Genomic DNA, 16,993 nt, shown 5'->3' on the forward strand with positions numbered 1-16,993 from the left:
CCCCGGTCAGAGCTTGTTCTGCTGGTCGCTGGCGGCCTTCCGCGCTGTCGCTGCGGCGCTGCTGGACTGGCCAGTGACCATCTCCGTGTACTCGGCCAGCGTAGTGCGCGGGTGATCCGCCCACCACCGTTTCAGCTCTTCTGACGCGCGCGCGTAGGCCACGTGTGACGGACCCGTGAACAACGCCAGGGGGTCGATCCCGGACGAGTTGATCCGGGGGTTGAACAGGTAGCCGTTCGTCGCCTCTTCGGCCGCCAGGAGCTGCGCGACGATGTACTCGGTGTACATCTCCCGGATCTCCTTGCGGCTGTACGCCGCGCGGGCTGCCTGCTGCTCTTCCTCCCGCTGCGCGATCCACCGCTCCGTCGACGTCATGCCGGCGTACGGGTCTGGCAGGTCATCGACTAGGTGAGACCAGTCGTCGATCGGGCCGAGCGGTTCGAGCGCCTCATCGAGGGCTGCCCGGTCGGCGAGTTGCCCCTCGACCGTGTGAGCGCCAGCGGCCGCGGGGAGTGGCTCAGGCGGATAGCGCCGGTCCATCTCGGCCGCGATCCGTGCTGCGCTGGTCTCGTCCGCGTAGCGCATCGCCCATCCGAGGACGTCGTCACCAATCGCGGACAGGTCGGAGGCGAGCGTGCCGCCGGGGAACACGGTGGCGAGCAGTTGGCGCCGGTCTGCCTCGGCTGCGACTGCGGCCAGGTCCTCGCCGGAGACGTGTGCCGCCCGCGCGCCGAGTTGCTCGTCGGACATGCCCACGAGAGCCCGGTCGATGTCGGGTAGTCCGGCGTCCATGTCCCGGCGGTCCATCTCTGCGGCTACCCGGAGTGCCTGGGCCGGGTCCAGGTCCCGCAGCGCACGGCCCAGCTCGGCGTCGGAGAAGCCGGTGAGGTCGTCGATGAGCTGTCCCAGGGGCCGGATCCGGTCCATGAGGGAGGCCTGGTCTCGGCGGTCCGCTTCCTGCTGGACGCGTGCGAAGTCCCGCTCGTCCAGCGCTCCGGACCGCACTGCCGCGCCGAGCTGTTCGTCAGTCATTTCCGCGGGGGTGCGCGCGTCGCCGGCGCGGATCCGTGCGGCCTCGACAGCGTCCTGCGGCGGCCGGGTGCCCTTGGGTAGGTTGCTCGCACCGGGCTGCTCCCGGTACGGCTTTCGCTTCAGCTCGGGGTGTGCCTTCAGGTGGTCCCGCATGGTCCCCTGCCACTGGCGGACGCGGGCTTCGGCCTGCCTTTTGGCCGCTGGGTCGACGGCAGCGGCGGCGCGCAGCTTGTACTTGCGGATGTGCCGCTCGATCTCACGCTGCCGTTGCGTCGCCTCGTACCCTTTCGGGTCGTTCGACGCGTTCTCCGGGGTCCGGGTCAGGCCCGGCAGGTATGCCCCGACGGTGTGCTTGCAGTTGGGGTGCTGGAGTCCTGCGCGCCGGGCCTCGTCTAGCGTGCCCGCTACCTCGACCCGGACCATCCGGTCGTCCTCTGTGGCGTGCTCCACCTCGACGGTGCGCTTGCCCTCCAGCCCGGACAGTGCCAGAACCTTCCCCTCCCAGGGTCGGCACAGCGGGCATTCGTGGGGGCTGTTGGAGACGATGACCAGGTCAACGTCTGCTGCGGTCAGCTGGTCGGCGTGCGCCTCAACTGCGGCCCGTCCGACGGCGGTCCGGGTTGCCATCTCCGCGTAGCTGGGCATGGACCAGGCCCGGCCGGACCGGTCGACGAAGCTGGTGATGCCGCGATCGGTGAGCCGCTGAACGGCCGTCTGGGTCGCCTGCCGGCGGGTCTGCACGCCGATCAACGGGGTCGCTGCGGCCTGCGCGATGACTTGCCGATAGGTGTCCTCAACGCCCCTGAGGATGCCGCGGTGCGAGTCGGTGACGACCTGCACAGCCTCCATCGCGAGCCGGTCGATGCGACGTGTCCCCGGGGTCTGCTCGGCGAGCCGTGCCACGGTGGCGTCGTCGAGGGCGCCGAGTTCGGCGAGGCCTGCGCGGGCGCCGACGTTGTACGCCTCGGCCACCGCGTCGTGGACCTCCAGCGTGGTCGCCTTGCCCAGCTCGTCGACAACGGCCTGGGCGCCGCGGCGCAGCGCCTGGACGTCGGCGAGCTTCGCCTCTATCCGTCGGGGGGCGTCGATGCCGTCGGCCAGGTACCGGGCCACCATCGACAGCAGGCGTTCCTCAGCGTCGGAGTAGAGGTCCCGTACTCCCGCGGAGAGGTCCTCGGCCATCCAGGGGGAGACGGGCACGGCAGGTCACCCCCGGCGGTTACGGCTCGGCTGGGGCTTCACCGTCTAGCTGCTCCTGCTGCCCATCGGAGGGCGGCTGTTCGCCTGCGAGGGGTCTGTCCGCGCCAATGGTGGTCGGATCCTCGACCAGGCGGCCGGTCTCCTTCAGGATCCGGTCGACTTCCTCGCGCTGTTCCGTCTCGGTCCAGTCGGGGTGCAGCAGAGCGACCTTCGCCTGGGTCGAGGCGGCTTCGGCCTGCTGGAGCAGGGAGGCGGTCTCGGCGAGGGTCTTGATGTCGTCCTGGACGCTGTCCTGGAAGTCGACGTCGGGGCGTTCGACCTCGACCCTGGTTACGCCTGGGAACATGCCGCTGGACTCCAGGATGAGCAACGTCTCGACGACGTCCGCGATGCCGGTCGCGGCCAGCTCTGCCTTCCGGGCCCGGGTGGTCATGGACCGGGCGGTGCGGGCCTTGATCTCGGTCGCGGTGACGGCCTGGCCGGCGGAGTCGTCGCCGAAGGTCCCACCTGAGTATCCGGCGTTGCGGATGACCTTGCTGACCAGCTCCTCGATCGTGGCCCGGTGCTCCTCGTGCCGGATCATGAACTGGTTGAGGGTGATTTGTTGGTCGCTGGTGGGCGGGACGTTCATCGGGGCGTACACCTCGCGGTCCTCCCACACCGCGCCTTGCCCGGGGCCGAGGTTAAGGAGGTAGCCGGACGGGACGATGATCCGGCTCTTGGCGAGGCGGATGTCCCGCATCCAGCTGGTGTACGTCTCGTCGATCGACGACAGGAACGTCTCGGCGCCCTGGTAGTCCGAGGTGCCGAGGCCGGCCGCGCCAGGGATGTCTCGCCAGTCCGGCGCGAACATCGTGTTCGGGATGTACGACACAGCGAGCCGCTTCTCCATCCCTGCGGGCAGCTGTCGGGCCGGCAGCAGTTCCTTCGTCTCGTCGAAGGCCTCCAGCGGGAGCGGCTTGCCGAGGTTCTCCTCGGTGCCGTCGTAGACCCCGTGGAGGATCAGGCCGGGCTCGTGGCGCTCCAGGTGCCGTACGACGCGCTGCCCGTCGCAGACGAGGACGGTCCAGAACGTGACCGACCTGAGGATGTCTCCGTGCGCGAAGGTCGGTGCGGCGCCGTCCGCGTGGACCATGCTGATCCACGGCCCAGGTCGGATCGCGTCGTCCCAGACGATCCGTAGGTACGCGCCTCCGAGCGCGGACCCGGTCTCGCCCGAGGCGATCAGGGTGCGCTTCATCCCGAGGTCCATGAGGTCTTCGAGCCGTGCCTGGGTGGCCTTGTTCTCGGCCTTGAGTGTGGGTGGCTCGGAGTACAGGAGGTCGCTGCTGGTGCGGGCGATGTCCCGGGCCAGCGGCATGTGGAGGTTGGCGCGCTTCTCGCCGAGCGGGGTGGGCTCGCCCCAGAACCAGCGGGCTACGCGGCCGACCACGCCGCCCCGGTACTGGCTCGGGCGGTTTTCCGGGGGCCCAAAGCGGGCGTTGTCGCGGTGCCGGTTGCGGTACCGGTAGGAGAGCCGGTCCGGGTTGGCGGAGAACCAGGCGGACCAGTCGGCCATGTCGGCCTGGATGGCGGGGTGGACCGGAGGCCACCGGACGCTCTTAGTGGGGAGCGGCATCGGGCACCTCCTCGCAGTCGCACGGGTTCTCCAGCCGGTCGGCGGCTTCCCGGAAGAACGCTGCCGTCTCGCGGCGGATGGTGGCCTCGGTGAGTGGGCCGTCCCCGGCGGGGAACGTGATCGTGCCCCAGTGGCCTTCGGTGTCGCCCACGCGGACGTGCACGGGCAGCGTGATCTCTCCGGGCGTCATGCGGCCACCTCCAGGTTGGCGCGGACCAGGTGGCGCCACTCGTGCGCCGAGGAGTGGAGGGCGTACCGCAGGGCGTCCACGGAGTGGTCGTCGACCTTCAACGGCTTGTCGTCGCCAGCGGCCGCGGCCTTCTCGTCCCAGGCGTACGAGGGCAGCTCGGCGAGGAGGCCGGCGCAGGAGCGGTGGACGTGCAGGAGGTTGGAGCCGAGCGCCACGCTGACGCTGCGGATGCCGTCCTTGACCTCGTTGTCGGCCTTGGCCACGCCCTGGACCCCGTCGGACCAGAGCTGCGTCATGAACGACGCGGCGGACGGGTCCACGAAGATCCACTGAGGGGTGACGCCCTCGCCGCCCCTGTGCCGGTAGGTGCCCAGCCACTCCCGTACAGCGAGGCTGTACTGGGCGTCCGTCAGCTGCCGTCGCTCGGCTCGGGAGTCGTGCCGGTACTCGGAGGCGACGTACAGCCGATCGTCCGTTCCCACGCCCAGGAGCACCGCGGCGAAGGGGTTGATCGTGCCGTAGTCCAGGCCGACGCACATCCAGTGCCGGACTTCGGGGATCACGTCGACGACGTGCCGGGCCTCGTCGAACATGTCGTAGACGACGCCTTCGGCCAGGCACCACTCGCCGAGGACGAACCGCCGGTAGAACAGCCCTTGATACTCGATCTTCAGGTTGGCCACGTAGGCCGGCGGCAGGTACGGGTTGTCGTCCAGGCTGAAGCTGAACCGGTGGAGGTCCAGCACCCCAGGGTCGCTGGACTCGACGACCGTCCCGTCCCGGCGCAGGTGCAGACGCGCGCGGTCCAGGAACTTCTTCTTCAGCCAGTGGTTCGGGCCCTCGGGGTTGGTGGTCCCGAACCACTGTGCTCCCTCGACGGAGAGGCGGGTCCCGAGCATCGAGAAGAAGCTCTCGGGGAAGGTGGTGACCTCGTCGCAGTACGCGCCCGCGAGGGTCATGCCCTTGATCTTGTCGGCGGCCCGCTCGTCGTTCGCGCCGGCCACGTAGATGGTGCGCCCGAAGATGACGACTTCGCCCGCGCCCGCCCTGTACTTGCAGCGCTTCACGCCGACCATCTCGATGATCGGGTCAATGATGTTGCGCTTCAGGGTGCGCTCGGTCTTCCCGACCATGAGGAGGGCGCCGGGCGGGCCGGTGCGGATGTACTTCAGCCAGACCAGGACGCTGCTGACGGTCTTCGAGGACCGGACCGCGCCTTCCCAGAGGTTGCCGCGGGCGGTCGCAAGGGTGGTGGCGCGCAGCTGCTTGCCGACGAGGGGTTGAACCACGACGTCCCCCTCAGCTGCCGCCCATCATCCCCTTCAGCCAGGCGTCGACGGCGGCCAGGCCCTCGGTGTCCTGCTCGGCCGGGGACAGCTTCAGCGAGCGGTCGATGGCCGTGGCGACCACGCCCATGAGGGCGCGCTTGTCGGCGGGGGTGGGCTCCGGGGCGTCGTAGGTGTCGAAGTCGTGGTCCTTGCCGCCCCAGTCGAAGTAGGTGTGCGGCTGGTTGACCCTCTCCAACTCGCGTTCGGCGATGTCTTGGAGGCGTTGGGCGAGGGCGGCGCGGCGATCGGCGAGGTCGGCCTGGCGGATCTCGGTGGCCTGCCGGACTTCGCCGGCACGTGCGAAGGAGAGGCCGAGGCTCTTGGCAATCTCGCTGATCGTCCGGCCGGAGCGTCCGAGTTCGGTGGCGATCTCGTTGCGGCCCTTGCCCGCGGCGTGCAGTTCGCGGACGCGCTCGCGCTCGGCGTCGGTGACGGGGTTGGAGCTGCCCATGGGTCCACCCCCTGGACATGGCGGAGGCCCGCGCGGTGGCGGGCCTCCTGATACGCCCGTGGGCGCCGGTGAATCTGGTTATGAGTATGTGTGTCCGGGCACGCCGGACTTGCGCCCAGGATGGATCATGCCGATCCGGAAAGCAACTAGGTCACGTCAGACCTTGCAGAAGCCGATGCCTTTGAGCGCCGCGTTGATCTGCTTGCCCTGCGCTTCGCTGGTGGTCACGTCCTTGTACGTGAAACGCTGTGCGGCGAAGTAGTCGAGCCGGGCGCCGCCGCCGTTGATGGCGCTGCACTGGTTGCGGGCGGCATCGACGGCCTTGTCCTCGTACTTGACGATGTCGGGGTTGGCCGCGGCGAGGGCGCGGAGCAGCTCGGCCCGCTTGGCTGCGGTCGGCTCAGGTGGGATGCCAGCGGCTGCGAGGGCGTCATCCTTCTGCCCCTGCGTGAGCTCGCTCGACGTGGCTTTCGGTTTGGAGCTGGTTGTGCTGTGCTCGGTGGTGCTGGTGCAGCCGGTGAGCGCGGCGGCCGCGATGGCGACGGCGGCAACAGCGTGGCGCGTGTGCATGGTTCCCCCGTGGGTCGGTTATCGAGGGGCATCGTTGCGGCAGAGGTCGAGCCGGCGGGCGGTTGTCGCGTAGCTGTGACGTTGCGTTCGACCGTGACGCCCGTCAGGAGCTGTGATGACAGGTGCCACAGCACTTCGGTCACAACCGAGACAGGCGGGCCAGCATCTACTCACGAACGGTCGGCCTGCGTGCTGTAGATAGCCCGAATGCGCTGGGCCAAGGCTTCCTGTGCAGCCTCCAGCTGGTCGACGATCCCTGCCTGCACTCGCCAGTCACCGGCCGTATCCTCACTGAGCCTGTTGGCTTGGGAGTGCGCTGCGTCAACCAGGCCGCGCACAGTTTCATCCAGCACGAACCCTTTGAGGCGCGTCATTTGCCTGTTGCAGCGCTGCAGTTCAGTACGAGCCTCACCGAGAGGATGACCGTCAATGGCCCGGCTATTGCAGCGGTAGGAGGCGTCGTACAACTCAAGCAGCAGGTTAGTGACCTCGACGAGATGAGTGAGCTCGAAGGACTCGCGGCGCTCGATACGAGCCTGCTCTCGATCGAGTTCACGAACCTTGGCCTCGCGTACCAGCGCAGCAGTCTCACGACGACTCTCGCTCAGCTGGTTCAGCCACGCGCCCAGCACGAGAGAAGCGACGGGCAGTATGGCGGTTACAGTCCACTTCCAGTCCACGAACCGGAGGGTAGTGGCATCAGTCGTCGTCATCGCTGAGGGCGATCTCGATCTGCTTGATCTTCCCGCTGTACGACAGCTCGGCTCGGACGGGGCGGTCGCCGGGGACGCCGGCCTTGCGCGCCTCCTCGACGAACTGGACGAGTTCGTCGAAGGTCATGTCCTTGGATTCCCCGGTGGCCCGGATGACGGTCGGCATGGGGACAGGATGACGCACGAGGCGCCGTCATGACGGCGGATCAGGGCGTCCCGCGTGATGCCCGGATCTACACCGAGGCCAGTGGACTGCCGTTCGGTACGTCGGACTCCTGCCCCCTGACCCTATAGAGCCCTGGGCCAGCTGGCTCGGATCGAGCGGCCACGTCTGCAAGGAAGTTATCGTCAGGCCACTGGGTGCTGCGAGACCAAAGCACGTTGGGTAGCTGAGCCAAACGTAGCCCCATCACGCCCGTCAGATCTGCGCGGACGAGGCGCGCGCTGACCAGGAGAGTGTCGGCCAGAACGGCATTGGTCAGGTTGGCGTCGGTCAGGTCTGCGCGGACCAGGTTCGCTTTGGCCAGGTCGGCGTCGGCCAGGTTGGCATCGTGCAGGACGGCATCGTTCAGTTCGGCGCGCCTCAGGTTGGCGTGCATCAGGTTGGCGCGCATCAGGGTGGCGTAACTCAGGGTGGCGCGCATCAGGGTGGCGCGAGTCAGGTTGGCGTCGGCCAGGTTGGCCTTTGTGAGGTTGGCTTGAGTCAAGTTGGCGAGAGTCAGGTTGGCTTTCGACAGATTGGCATCGTGAATGCTGGCATCCTCAAGGCGTGCCCCGTCTAGACGGGTATTGACCATATTGGCTCTGATCAGACGGGCTTTGATCAGACGGGCGTTAGTCAGGTTGGCATCGTTCAGATGGGCAGTGGTCAGGTCGGCACCGGTCAGGTTGGCGCGGGCCAGATTGGCGTCGTCCAGGTTGGCGTCGATCAAGGAGGCCTTGTTCAGATTGGCGTTGTACAGGTAGGCGCCGAACAGATTGGTACGGGTCAGGTTGGCGCGGGTGAGGTCGGCGCCGGTCAGGATGGCGCGGGTGAGGTCGGCGTCGGATAGGTCGGCACTATTCAGACCGACGCGGGTCAGGTCAGCGCCGCTGAGATCAGCCGTGTCTAGGAGGGCGCCGGTGAGGTTGGCACCGGTGAGATCAGCGCTGGTCAGGTTGGCGCGGGTGAGGTCGGCGCCAATCAGGTTGGCGTCGACCAGGTTTGCGCCGTACAGCTCGGCGTCCAAGAGGTAGGCGCCGCTCAGGTCAGAGCCAGTCAGATCTACGATTGCCTGTTCGCTGACCACCTGATACTTCGGGAAGGCGCTGTTTGTGCGGTTGATTGTCGACCAGAGGGTGCTTGCGGTGCGGAGCGGGGTCGGTCGCTTCGGCTCAGCGAAGATCGGATGTTCCCGGCTCATGACTGCCCAGAGTTGGGCCAGCGCGCCGTCACGTCGCATCTTGGGCCGCCTCTCCTTCGGTGATCTCCGAAGCTGTCCTCCGACTCGGCGCTGGCGTTGCTTGGTTCCTGATCATTTCATGTGCCTGGGGTTGTGGAGCCGAGGCGATTGTTTGGGTACGTAGACTTTCGATGATCTTTGGGGCCGCCATGCCAGCGATGACGGCTCCGAAGCCACCTGAGATCTGCCCGAATGTGCCGAGCACTACGGCCACGCCGATGCCTAGAGCTGTCCTGAGAATTGCTGCCAAGAGATAGATACCCCTCGGCGGCCCGCCCCTGACCTTCCAAGGCAGCTTCTTCTTCACCTGGAGAACCTGGACGAGGTCTCTGATCTCGACCAGCAGTGCGCCCACTGCGCCCCAGGTACCAGCTAGCCACCACTCCATATGTCCCCCACAGGCCTCCTGTTGAGGGTTATGGTCCCAGTCCGGTCCTGCTCTGGGGAGCTGTTCGCACGTGTTCGTGAGGAAGAGGGGACAGCCGTACACCGTCTCCTTCGACCCCGATCGTGCTGTGAGGGTTAGCGACCGCAGTCCTTGACCCACCAGCCGCACTTCGCGCAGTACTCGTAAGCGGCAACGAGGAGGCGTTGGATCACGACTCCCCCTTGGTGGAGGTGTGGCGGCGCACGTTGTCGTTGGGGTCGTAGAGCGCGCGGGCGGACCGGATGCGTCGTACACGCGACCGCTCTCCCGCCGAGGACGGCACGGTGGTGTTGGCGTTGTTGTTGTCGCCTGACCTGCAACAACAACCGTCTCCATGGGAGTCGGCGGCGGGGGAGGGCGCGGGCGGGATGGACTCGGCCCGTACGGACGGCCCGTTCCCTTCTCGCGTGCGGCCGGACTTCCAGGGGATGCCCTCGGCCTCCAGGAGAGCCTTCACGGCCTTCGTGTCGGGGAGTCCGAGATCCTTCTGGAGGACGGTGAGGAGGACGCCCTTGTCGTCGCCGACGAGGCGGCGGAGTGCCTCGCCGACGTCCGGCGGCTCGACGTCCTCGCCCTCGCTGCCGGTGCCGGCGCCACGCGTTGCCCAGCGGGCTCGGGCCTGCTGCACGCCGATGGTGCCGAGGCTTCCGGCGGCGGCCAGGGCCACCTCGGGGAAGGTTGCGATGAGGCGCCAGGCGGCGACCGCTCCGAGCACCGTGAGCGCCACGGCGGGGCCGCGGCCGGTCGACTCGTCCTCCTCCCCCGCCGTCTCCTGCTCGGCCTCGGCGGGCTGCTCTTCGGGCGCGGTCACAGCAGGCCTGCCACGTAGTCGCCGACCCAGGACACGGTCGGTGCGACGGCGAATCCGATGAAGCCCGCGATGCTGGACGCCAGCCCGAGGCTGACCCCGGCGAGGATCTGGCGGACGAAGTCCCAGCGGAACCCGCGCTTCGAGCAGACCGCGATGATGACGACGGTGATGATGATGACGGCCGCGTGCCCGCCGGGGGTGAGCGCGAGGTGGGTGGAGCGGGTCACGGCTGGCGTGGGCGCCCCCAGGCCGTAGATCAGGACCACGTCCCCGACTTGGTTGGTACCCCACAGGGACCAGTCGGCCGAGGCTCCGATGATGCCGCCGGCGGACAGGATAAGCAGCGCGCCGTAGGCCAGGCACAGGATCTGCGGGGCGAGGGCGGCGAGTGCCTTGGGGGCGAAGCGCTTTTTGTGGCTGGTCCACCAGCGGGTGAAGTCCCAGGCGAACAGGCTGAGTCCGACGGTGACTCCGCCGAGGGAGACGATGCCGTAGGTGGGGATGTTCAGGGGTGGCAGGGCCTGGAGCATGCGGAGGTCCTCAGTGGAGGATGGCCGCGACGAGCGCGGCGATGGCGAGGATGAGGGCGCCGGTGGCCGTGACCGGGAGGACGGCGCGGGGTTCGGTATGGCGGAGGGCGGCGAGCGCGCTGATGGCGCTCGCCGCGTAGGCCGCGCCGAAGGCGACGGTCACGGCCACGGCTAGGCCCCCATCGCGAACGGGGCGGCGGGCAGGTGCTCCAGGTGGGGTTCGTACCGCTCGACCTCGGCGCGCAGTGTGCCGCGGATGAAGCCGTCGGAGGCGTCGCTGAGGCCTGCGGCGACGATCGCGGTGCGCATGGCCTTGGTGCCGGGGCGCGTCGGCGGCTGGGTGTTGTAGAGCGCGCGGATGACGCCGCACCGGGGGTCGCTGTACTGGATCGGCGCGTGCGGCTCGGCGGACGGGACCGCGGGGGCCGGCGGGACCGCCTGGCGGCACATGACCGGCAGGAGGCGCGCGCCGGCCGGGACCACGGGCGGACGCGGCGCGGGCCTGCGCGCGGGCGGGGGCGGAGGAGTCGGCCGGCTGGGCAGTGCCGGGGGCGCGGCCGGGGCCGTCACGGGGGTGGTGACGGGGGCCGTCACAGGCTGCTCCATGATCCTGTCGACGCTGGTCACGGCCGTCATGACGGGCGCCTCGACGGTGTCGAGCGTGTCGAGGCGCGTCCGCACGGCGCCGCGCAGAGTCCCCCAGGCGTCGCGGGGGAACATCAGCCACGCCAGCACGGGGATGTGGGGCATGCGCTCGGCGACCAGGCCCCGGGCGGCGCGCTGCTCATCGCGGACGTCGCGGCGGTGCAGCTCGAAGAGCAGCTCGACGGCGAGGCTGATGGAGGCGAGACCGATGCCGCCGACGATGCCGCCGACCTCGCGGCCGTGGCTCCAGTTGAGGACGCCGGAGACACCAACGAAGGCCAGGACGGCGAGGCGCGGAAGGCCGGCGGGCGTGCCGCGCTCGATCGCCCTCTTCGCGTACTGCGCGCAGAGCAAGCCGGCGAGGTCGAACATCAGGGACAGCGCGTAGGCCGGTTCCTCGTCCATGCCCCAGCCCATGAGCTTGGAGCTGATGGACCAGGCGGCGGCCGCGAGCATCATCACGAGGACGAGGAACCAGGCCACGGCGACCGGGCCGCCGAGGCCGCGGCCGGTGCGGGCGGGTGGGGTATTCAAGGGTGCTCCTCACGGGAGTGACCGCCCTGCCGGGGAGGTGGCAGGGCGGCCGGTTCAGGGAGTCAGCTGCGGGACCAGATGGTGAGGCGGTCGCCGCGGCGGTCGCGGGCGCGGTCCTTGTCCTCCCAGTCCTGGCCGGCGCGGGCGGCGCGGGTGGCGGAGCGGGAGCGGGCGACGCGGCCGCGGGCGGCGATGTCGTCGGCGAGCTGGTGGTCGCGGCCGGGCCGGAGCCAGTCGAAGGCGCCCATCAGCGGCCTCCGAGGGTCATCGCGAGGCCGGTGAGGGTGATGGCGAGGCCGAGGAGCGCGAGGACGCGGACGGTACGGCGGCCGGGCGGGCGGCGGCTCATGCCTTCGCCGCCTGTCGCGGGAAGGGGTTGGCGGCGAGGTGGCGGGTGAGCTCGCGGCCGACGCGCGCCTGGGCCGGGTGGCGAAGAAGGGCGCAGAGGTTGCAGGTGCGCGGGTCGTGGGGGCTGGGCTGCGAGGTGGGCAGGTCGGTACCGTGTTCCACGGCTGTTTCTCCTGGTAGCTCAGGGGATTCGGCACCCCGGCCCATGTGGAGTTGCCGCTCCGGGCCGGGGCTTTGTTGTTGATCAAGGCCGGAGGGGGCCTCCGTGCCGTTGTGTAGTCAAGCTACACATGTGTAGTCTAACTACACAAGACGGCGCGAGAGATCCACCTCCCCATCCCCGGAGAGGGACGGATATGGACGACCAGCCGGAGGAGGTGCGGCGCGTGCGCGAAGCCATCGCCGCTGTGGCGGTAGACGTGGCACCTGCGGAGCGGGCCCGGCGGCTGGACAAGGCCATGGAGGCCGCTCGCCAAGAGTGGAGAAAGCGCCGGCGGGAGGCCGTGCAGGAGATGAAGGACGACGGGATGACGCTCCGCGCGATCGCCAAGGAACTGGACATCAGCTTCGGCAGGGTCCGGCAGATCCTCACCGAGGACCCGGACGCACTCCCGTCAGAGGAGTAAAAAACGGCCGAGCGGTATGTCAGGCCGCCCGGCCATGAAGTACCTGCTCAAGCGAGAGAGACAGCGCTGCGCCCTCGCCTCGAGTTGAGGTCGGGGGCGTCGTGACGTGTGCCGACGGGCGTCATGACGGGGTGCTGCTTAGGATCCGTTCGTGGCAGATATCCCCGATGAGTTGATCAAGCTGGAACGTTCCGCCGAGCAGGAGCGGGCGCGGCTCGCCGGCCTCCAAGGCGAGGCGTGGGAAGCGCAGAGGCTGAAGTGGCGCGAGGCCGCGATGGTCGCCCAGGCGGCGCTGACCGAGTACGCCGGTCGCGAGGATGTGTCCATGTCGCGGTACGAGTTGGAGCAGGCCGTGAAGCGGGCGGTGCGGCACGCAGAGGAGGACCCGGCGGAGTAGACGCGAAGGTCATTCCCGTCGCGTCCGCGACCAATTGGGGGGGAACGAGCTGTTGGCCTCCGCCTGGTTCTGGCCGCAGTCCCGTGAAAGCACACCGCGCGCGGCGCCGCCTTGGCATGCTGGGTGCCTGTGCGGCGAGAGGACTCCATGTCAGCAGGCCCTGGCGTCGCGGTCGTGATAGACAAGCGGCACTGGTACGCCGCGAACGAACTCCTCGCGTTCCTGGTGGAACTCGTCGCTCTGGTGTGCCTTAGCTGGTGGGGATTCGCCGTCAGCCACGACGAGGTCCTCCGTATCCTGCTCGGCGTGGGAACGCCCCTGCTGGCCATGGTGCTGTGGTCCTCGTTCGCGGCGCCCAGGGCCCGGCTGCGGCCCAGGCTGCCGCTCGTGCTCGTGGTCAAGGCGGCGGTGCTGGGTGGTGGAGCAGCGGCCTTGTACGGCGTCGGGCGTCCTGTTGCCGCCATAGCCATGGCGGTCATCGTGGTCACGAATACAGCTGTGGCCGAGATCTTTCGCCGCCGGCCGCCCGCCTCGCCCACAGAGCAGGCGCCCGTAGAGGGCTCAACGGCTTCCAGCTGAGGATCACGGAACTGCGGCCAGAGCCCTCCGCCTGGACAGCCATGCGCGACCTGTCGCCCATGCCCGCCATCTGGTTCGCGGAGCCCACCCAGGAGGAGCTCCCCCCGGGCCCCGGATCGTGCCCTGATGCTCAAAACCTCCTCAGAACCAGCATGCGCGGCAAGCGCGTGGGCGATTCTTCCCACAGACCGTTCTGCATGGGCGCGGGTAGCGAGAGGGGGAATCGTGTCAGGACCGGACAACATCGCACGTCTCATCGGAGCTAGCGCGGCTGTGGTCTCCGCCGCGAACATGGCGGTGTCGTACGCCACCTACAAGCGCAAGCGGCCACGGCTTTCAGTGACGCACGTCGGTAATATGTTCCTCAGGTACACCCCGGACGGCAGGACACCCCGTGTTCAGCGGTGGGTCGACCTCGTGCTGGAGAACCGAGGCGAGACAGACGTGCGGATTCGGAACGCGGCGCTATGGGCACGCACAGTTCCCGAACGTCGAGGCCTGGGCCGCAGGGCCAACTTCACCTACGTTGGCGTTGAAACGTTGTCCTTTCCGGATCAGCGCGACAATCATCCACTAGCTAGCCCGGACATCACGGAGTTTCCGATCCAGCTCACGGGCTTCCGGGACGCGTTGGTTTCGCTCCGTCTGCCTGACTGCCTCGCCGCGTGGGATTCACCCTCTGGGCCCGTAGAATACCGAGTCAGTATGTCCACATATAGCGGACGGGGCGTCTATACCGCGTGGTCGCCAGTCCCGCAGTCGTGGCTACCGTGCTCCTGCCATAAATGCGAATGGGATGGGGTGCAGTTGAGCTTTGACGATGTCCAACAGGGCGATTAAGTCCGGGCCGCTGTGCCCACCGTCTCGGCCAGCGCCGGCGACGAGCCCGCGTCGAAGTCGCCGTGTACCGCGATCACCCAGGCGCCGTCCTTCTCGCGCTGGGATATCCGAGGCGACGTTGCCGGCTGCTTGCCGCTCCCGTTGATGGAACTCATGCCGATGAGTATCTCGCGGAGGTGTGTCCCCCGGGTGCGCAGGAGGTGAAGCCTGCGGAGGCTGCCGTTCGTGGACCGGTGCGGTTCAGAGTGGCAAAATCGAACGCATGAGCGAGCTACCGCCGGACCCCGCGCGCCTGCGCGTGATCCTCGCGCACCTCGACAAGCAACTGGCCGACCACGAGACGATCGGCACCTACCTGCGACTCCAGCACGCTGCCGTCCAGGCCGCGCTCGATCAGGCCGAGCAGCCGCCGCCCCGCCGGCGCTCGGCCCGGCCCGTAAAGGGCGGCCGCAGCCTCCCCGCCCTCGCCCAGGCGCGGCCCGAGACCGGCTACATCGTCCAGCAGCGCCGCACCGCGCGCGGGCCCGAGCCCGCCGTCATCCACGTCGACGACTGCACGATGATCGAGGGCGCCCCTCACCCGATCACGCCGCACGACGCCCGGGCCGCGCTCACCGATCCGAACGTCACCGGCTGCGACTTCTGCCGACCGGACACCGAGTTGGGCATCGACGTCGCGGGATAGGCGCTGGGCATGACGAAGCCGCCCGCAGTGTCGGGCGGCTCATCAAATGCGTATTCGGTCAGGCGTCGAGTCCGTACCGCTCGCGGCCCACCTTCCTGCGCCAGCGAGTGAAGAGGATGACGCCCACAATCTGGGCGGCAGAGAGGCATGCCACCCACGGCCAGGTCAGGTCGCGCCAGAGGGCGACGGTGCCCACGGCCGCTTCAAGGAGTACGCATCCGACGAGCGCGAAGTCGTACAGCCTCAACTGGTGGCGGAGCTTCCACCTCCAGGGGCGGGGGCTCATGACATTCGCCGTGGCCCGCGCTCCGTAGAGCGCGAGCGACACGGCGAACCCAACCCCCTTGGTGTAGCGGATGATCTTGCTCTTCTTAGTGTCGTTGAGGTGAGCGAGGAGATCGGGTACCCAGACCTCCGAGAAGAGATAGTCCCGTTGCTCGCGCGGGATGCGGAGCTTGGCGATCTGTAGCAGCAAATACGGCAGCTGCTGGGTCGCCTTGCGCCTGAACATGCTGATCCAGCCCAGGAGCGGCGGGACGACGATCGCCGCAACGACCGCGGCGATCCATTCGGGCTGGGTTACACCGAGCACGGTCATGCCGTGCCCGGCTTCTCCCAGGGTCTCGATAGTGAGTGTGCTCACCTCGTTGTGCCTTTCATGTCAGGGCTACATCGCGGGCAAAGCCCGCCCGAGAGATCGGCTCGACACCTGAGTCGCCTTGTGCAACTCATCTAGGGCTCGTCGGGCCTCTTGCCGCCCCGTCTGGGTCAGCAAGTAGTTCTTCCTGCGGGGCCGACCCTCAATGGCGGGGTCGATGTCTTCCGGCGACGCTTCGAGCCACCCCTCCTTCTGCAAGCGCATCAGGATCGGGTACAGGGTTCCGCTCGCGAGGCCGGTTTGATCCATGAGCGACATGCCGTACTGGGGGGCGTCGGGGTCTGCCAGGAAGGCGGCCAAAGTCTTGGCCACGGTGGTCGTGAGTCGGATGGTCATGCGGTCTCACCTCGCTCCGCGGGGTTGAAAGACGGGAAGGGTGTGGTGGTCATGAGGGTTCCTTCGTGGAGGTCGACTGATCTCCCGGCGCTCCGGCCAAGGTGTTTTCCGGGAGCATCGACCGTGCGGGTTGTGTCCCAGCAGGAGGCACCCACCTGGCCAGCATCAGAGACCTTTGCGTCGCCTCTGCCGCTGACCGGTAGGTGCCACCTGCCGGGCCAGTAGTAGAGACTCTACATAGCCCTTTGTAGAGTTGCAAGTATGGGTCTGCTCAAAGCCTGTAACGCCAGGGTTCACCTCTCCGGGCTTGACCAAGTGCGCCCACAACCACGGCACCGAACTGTCGGCGGCCTCCCGTCTCCGCCCTCGATGCGCAGCACCCCGCGACAGTGCGGACACGGCCGCTCCAGGACCTGCGTCTTCCGCGTCATCTCCAGGGCCTGCTCGATCTGTCCGGCGGCCCAGCGGGCGGCCGAGGCGATCTGGTCACGCTGTACGCCGGTCAGCTTCGCGAAGGGCCCGGGCGCCCCGTCATGACGGGCCAGGAGCCATGCGGCCGCGTACGGTCCGGTCCGGCGCCGGGGGTCGGTGAGGGACCAGCGGCGATCGTCGGCCTCGTCGCGCAGGATCAGCGTGCGCAGCTGGAGGGCGACGTCGTCCCCGGGGCCGGCCACTCGGATCGGGACGCGGGTGGTCGGCAGGCGCTGGATGGTGCCCGCGATGACATCGGCGGTCTCGACCAGTTGCACGTCGATGGCGGTCATCGTGTCGAGGATGCCGATGCGGAGGGGTGCCGCAGTGGCGCCAAGCTGTTCGGGGGAGCGCTCCAGTGCGCGCTGGGCCCACGCTGCTTCGTCGGCGCGGAGGTGGTCGTGGAGGCGGGCGATGCCCATGACAGGGGGCCAGGTGCCGGCCTGGGGGGCGGCAAGGGCGGCCTGGAGGTCGGTCCAGTGGTTGATGACGGTCTTGAGGTCGTCGGCGGTGGTCATCGTGGCTCCTGTGGCGGGCGGGGTACGGTGATCACTGCTGGGGG

General features: G+C 68.6%; 24 protein-coding genes. 4 read left to right on the forward strand and 20 right to left on the reverse strand.

Features of this window, described 5'->3' with window-relative positions; all coding sequences use genetic code 11:
- Positions 1-6 precede the first annotated feature (6 nt).
- The 16 genes from MB828_RS08915 to MB828_RS08990 form a co-directional block, all read right to left on the reverse strand.
- A complete protein-coding gene (locus tag MB828_RS08915; RefSeq protein WP_301647697.1) occupies positions 7-2,232 on the reverse strand; it encodes a phage minor capsid protein in 2,226 nt (741 codons plus the stop codon).
- A gap of 19 nt (positions 2,233-2,251) precedes the next feature.
- Complete coding sequence (locus MB828_RS08920; RefSeq protein ID WP_301647698.1) at positions 2,252-3,850, reverse strand: capsid protein; 1,599 nt, start codon at positions 3,848-3,850, stop codon at positions 2,252-2,254.
- On the reverse strand, positions 3,834-4,040 hold the full coding sequence (locus MB828_RS08925) for a hypothetical protein (protein ID WP_301647699.1): 207 nt from the start codon (positions 4,038-4,040) through the stop codon (positions 3,834-3,836). The genes MB828_RS08920 and MB828_RS08925 overlap by 17 nt, the downstream gene beginning before the upstream one ends.
- On the reverse strand, positions 4,037-5,329 hold the full coding sequence (locus MB828_RS08930) for a PBSX family phage terminase large subunit (protein ID WP_301647700.1): 1,293 nt from the start codon (positions 5,327-5,329) through the stop codon (positions 4,037-4,039). The genes MB828_RS08925 and MB828_RS08930 overlap by 4 nt, the downstream gene beginning before the upstream one ends.
- A 10-nt stretch (positions 5,330-5,339) precedes the next feature.
- A complete protein-coding gene (locus MB828_RS08935) occupies positions 5,340-5,819 on the reverse strand; it encodes a helix-turn-helix domain-containing protein (protein WP_301647701.1) in 480 nt (159 codons plus the stop codon).
- Positions 5,820-5,975: 156 nt separating this feature from the next.
- Positions 5,976-6,389 carry a hypothetical protein gene (locus tag MB828_RS08940; protein WP_301647702.1) on the reverse strand — a complete coding sequence of 138 codons (414 nt, stop codon included), beginning with the start codon at positions 6,387-6,389 and terminating at the stop codon, positions 5,976-5,978.
- A gap of 170 nt (positions 6,390-6,559) precedes the next feature.
- A complete protein-coding gene (locus tag MB828_RS08945) occupies positions 6,560-7,069 on the reverse strand; it encodes a hypothetical protein (protein WP_301647703.1) in 510 nt (169 codons plus the stop codon).
- Positions 7,070-7,088: 19 nt separating this feature from the next.
- Positions 7,089-7,268 (reverse strand): hypothetical protein, encoded by a 180-nt coding sequence (locus MB828_RS08950; RefSeq protein WP_301647704.1) that lies wholly within the window; start codon positions 7,266-7,268, stop codon positions 7,089-7,091.
- A 67-nt stretch (positions 7,269-7,335) separates the two neighbouring features.
- Positions 7,336-8,544 (reverse strand): pentapeptide repeat-containing protein, encoded by a 1,209-nt coding sequence (locus MB828_RS08955; RefSeq protein WP_301647705.1) that lies wholly within the window; start codon positions 8,542-8,544, stop codon positions 7,336-7,338.
- The gene (locus tag MB828_RS08960) at positions 8,534-8,899 is read right to left on the reverse strand and encodes a hypothetical protein (protein ID WP_301647706.1); all 366 of its coding nucleotides are present in this window, start codon (positions 8,897-8,899) and stop codon (positions 8,534-8,536) included. Before MB828_RS08960 ends, MB828_RS08955 begins: the two co-directional genes overlap by 11 nt.
- Positions 8,900-9,140: 241 nt before the next feature.
- Positions 9,141-9,782: a hypothetical protein gene (locus MB828_RS08965; RefSeq protein ID WP_301647707.1), complete on the reverse strand. Its 642-nt coding sequence runs from the start codon at positions 9,780-9,782 to the stop codon at positions 9,141-9,143.
- Complete coding sequence (locus MB828_RS08970; RefSeq protein ID WP_301647708.1) at positions 9,779-10,312, reverse strand: hypothetical protein; 534 nt, start codon at positions 10,310-10,312, stop codon at positions 9,779-9,781. The genes MB828_RS08965 and MB828_RS08970 overlap by 4 nt, the downstream gene beginning before the upstream one ends.
- A gap of 10 nt (positions 10,313-10,322) precedes the next feature.
- Positions 10,323-10,481 (reverse strand): hypothetical protein, encoded by a 159-nt coding sequence (locus MB828_RS08975; protein WP_301647709.1) that lies wholly within the window; start codon positions 10,479-10,481, stop codon positions 10,323-10,325.
- A 2-nt stretch (positions 10,482-10,483) separates the two neighbouring features.
- Positions 10,484-11,491 carry a DUF2637 domain-containing protein gene (locus tag MB828_RS08980; RefSeq protein WP_301647710.1) on the reverse strand — a complete coding sequence of 336 codons (1,008 nt, stop codon included), beginning with the start codon at positions 11,489-11,491 and terminating at the stop codon, positions 10,484-10,486.
- A 62-nt stretch (positions 11,492-11,553) separates the two neighbouring features.
- On the reverse strand, positions 11,554-11,739 hold the full coding sequence (locus MB828_RS08985; protein ID WP_301647711.1) for a hypothetical protein: 186 nt from the start codon (positions 11,737-11,739) through the stop codon (positions 11,554-11,556).
- A gap of 97 nt (positions 11,740-11,836) precedes the next feature.
- Positions 11,837-12,001 carry a hypothetical protein gene (locus tag MB828_RS08990; protein ID WP_301647712.1) on the reverse strand — a complete coding sequence of 55 codons (165 nt, stop codon included), beginning with the start codon at positions 11,999-12,001 and terminating at the stop codon, positions 11,837-11,839.
- Positions 12,002-12,195: 194 nt separating this feature from the next.
- Here MB828_RS08990 and MB828_RS08995 point away from each other — a divergent pair, with 194 nt between their 5' ends.
- The 3 genes from MB828_RS08995 to MB828_RS09005 all read left to right on the forward strand — a co-directional run bounded on the left by MB828_RS08995 (position 12,196) and on the right by MB828_RS09005 (position 13,441).
- A complete protein-coding gene (locus tag MB828_RS08995) occupies positions 12,196-12,465 on the forward strand; it encodes a sigma factor-like helix-turn-helix DNA-binding protein (RefSeq protein WP_301647713.1) in 270 nt (89 codons plus the stop codon).
- Between the two features lie 151 nt (positions 12,466-12,616).
- Positions 12,617-12,862, forward strand: a complete 246-nt coding sequence (locus tag MB828_RS09000; protein WP_301647714.1) for a hypothetical protein — start codon at positions 12,617-12,619, stop codon at positions 12,860-12,862.
- A 147-nt stretch (positions 12,863-13,009) separates the two neighbouring features.
- The gene (locus MB828_RS09005; protein WP_301647715.1) at positions 13,010-13,441 is read left to right on the forward strand and encodes a YrdB family protein; all 432 of its coding nucleotides are present in this window, start codon (positions 13,010-13,012) and stop codon (positions 13,439-13,441) included.
- Positions 13,442-14,277: 836 nt separating this feature from the next.
- On the opposite strand, the gene MB828_RS09010 is transcribed toward MB828_RS09005, so the two are convergent.
- Positions 14,278-14,436, reverse strand: a complete 159-nt coding sequence (locus tag MB828_RS09010) for a hypothetical protein (protein WP_301647716.1) — start codon at positions 14,434-14,436, stop codon at positions 14,278-14,280.
- A 107-nt stretch (positions 14,437-14,543) separates the two neighbouring features.
- On the opposite strand from MB828_RS09010, the gene MB828_RS09015 reads away from it, so the two are divergent.
- Positions 14,544-14,966: a DUF6233 domain-containing protein gene (locus tag MB828_RS09015; protein WP_301647717.1), complete on the forward strand. Its 423-nt coding sequence runs from the start codon at positions 14,544-14,546 to the stop codon at positions 14,964-14,966.
- Positions 14,967-15,024: 58 nt separating this feature from the next.
- Here MB828_RS09015 and MB828_RS09020 read toward each other — a convergent pair whose 3' ends face one another.
- The 3 genes from MB828_RS09020 to MB828_RS09030 form a co-directional block, all read right to left on the reverse strand.
- The gene (locus MB828_RS09020) at positions 15,025-15,609 is read right to left on the reverse strand and encodes a hypothetical protein (RefSeq protein WP_301647718.1); all 585 of its coding nucleotides are present in this window, start codon (positions 15,607-15,609) and stop codon (positions 15,025-15,027) included.
- A 24-nt stretch (positions 15,610-15,633) separates the two neighbouring features.
- The gene (locus tag MB828_RS09025; RefSeq protein WP_301647719.1) at positions 15,634-15,960 is read right to left on the reverse strand and encodes a PadR family transcriptional regulator; all 327 of its coding nucleotides are present in this window, start codon (positions 15,958-15,960) and stop codon (positions 15,634-15,636) included.
- A 293-nt stretch (positions 15,961-16,253) separates the two neighbouring features.
- The gene (locus tag MB828_RS09030; RefSeq protein WP_301647720.1) at positions 16,254-16,949 is read right to left on the reverse strand and encodes a hypothetical protein; all 696 of its coding nucleotides are present in this window, start codon (positions 16,947-16,949) and stop codon (positions 16,254-16,256) included.
- Between the last annotated feature and the right edge of the window lie 44 nt (positions 16,950-16,993).

Origin of the sequence: Streptomyces arenae, assembly GCF_022343545.1 — a bacterium.
Taxonomy (GTDB): domain Bacteria; phylum Actinomycetota; class Actinomycetes; order Streptomycetales; family Streptomycetaceae; genus Streptomyces; species Streptomyces humi.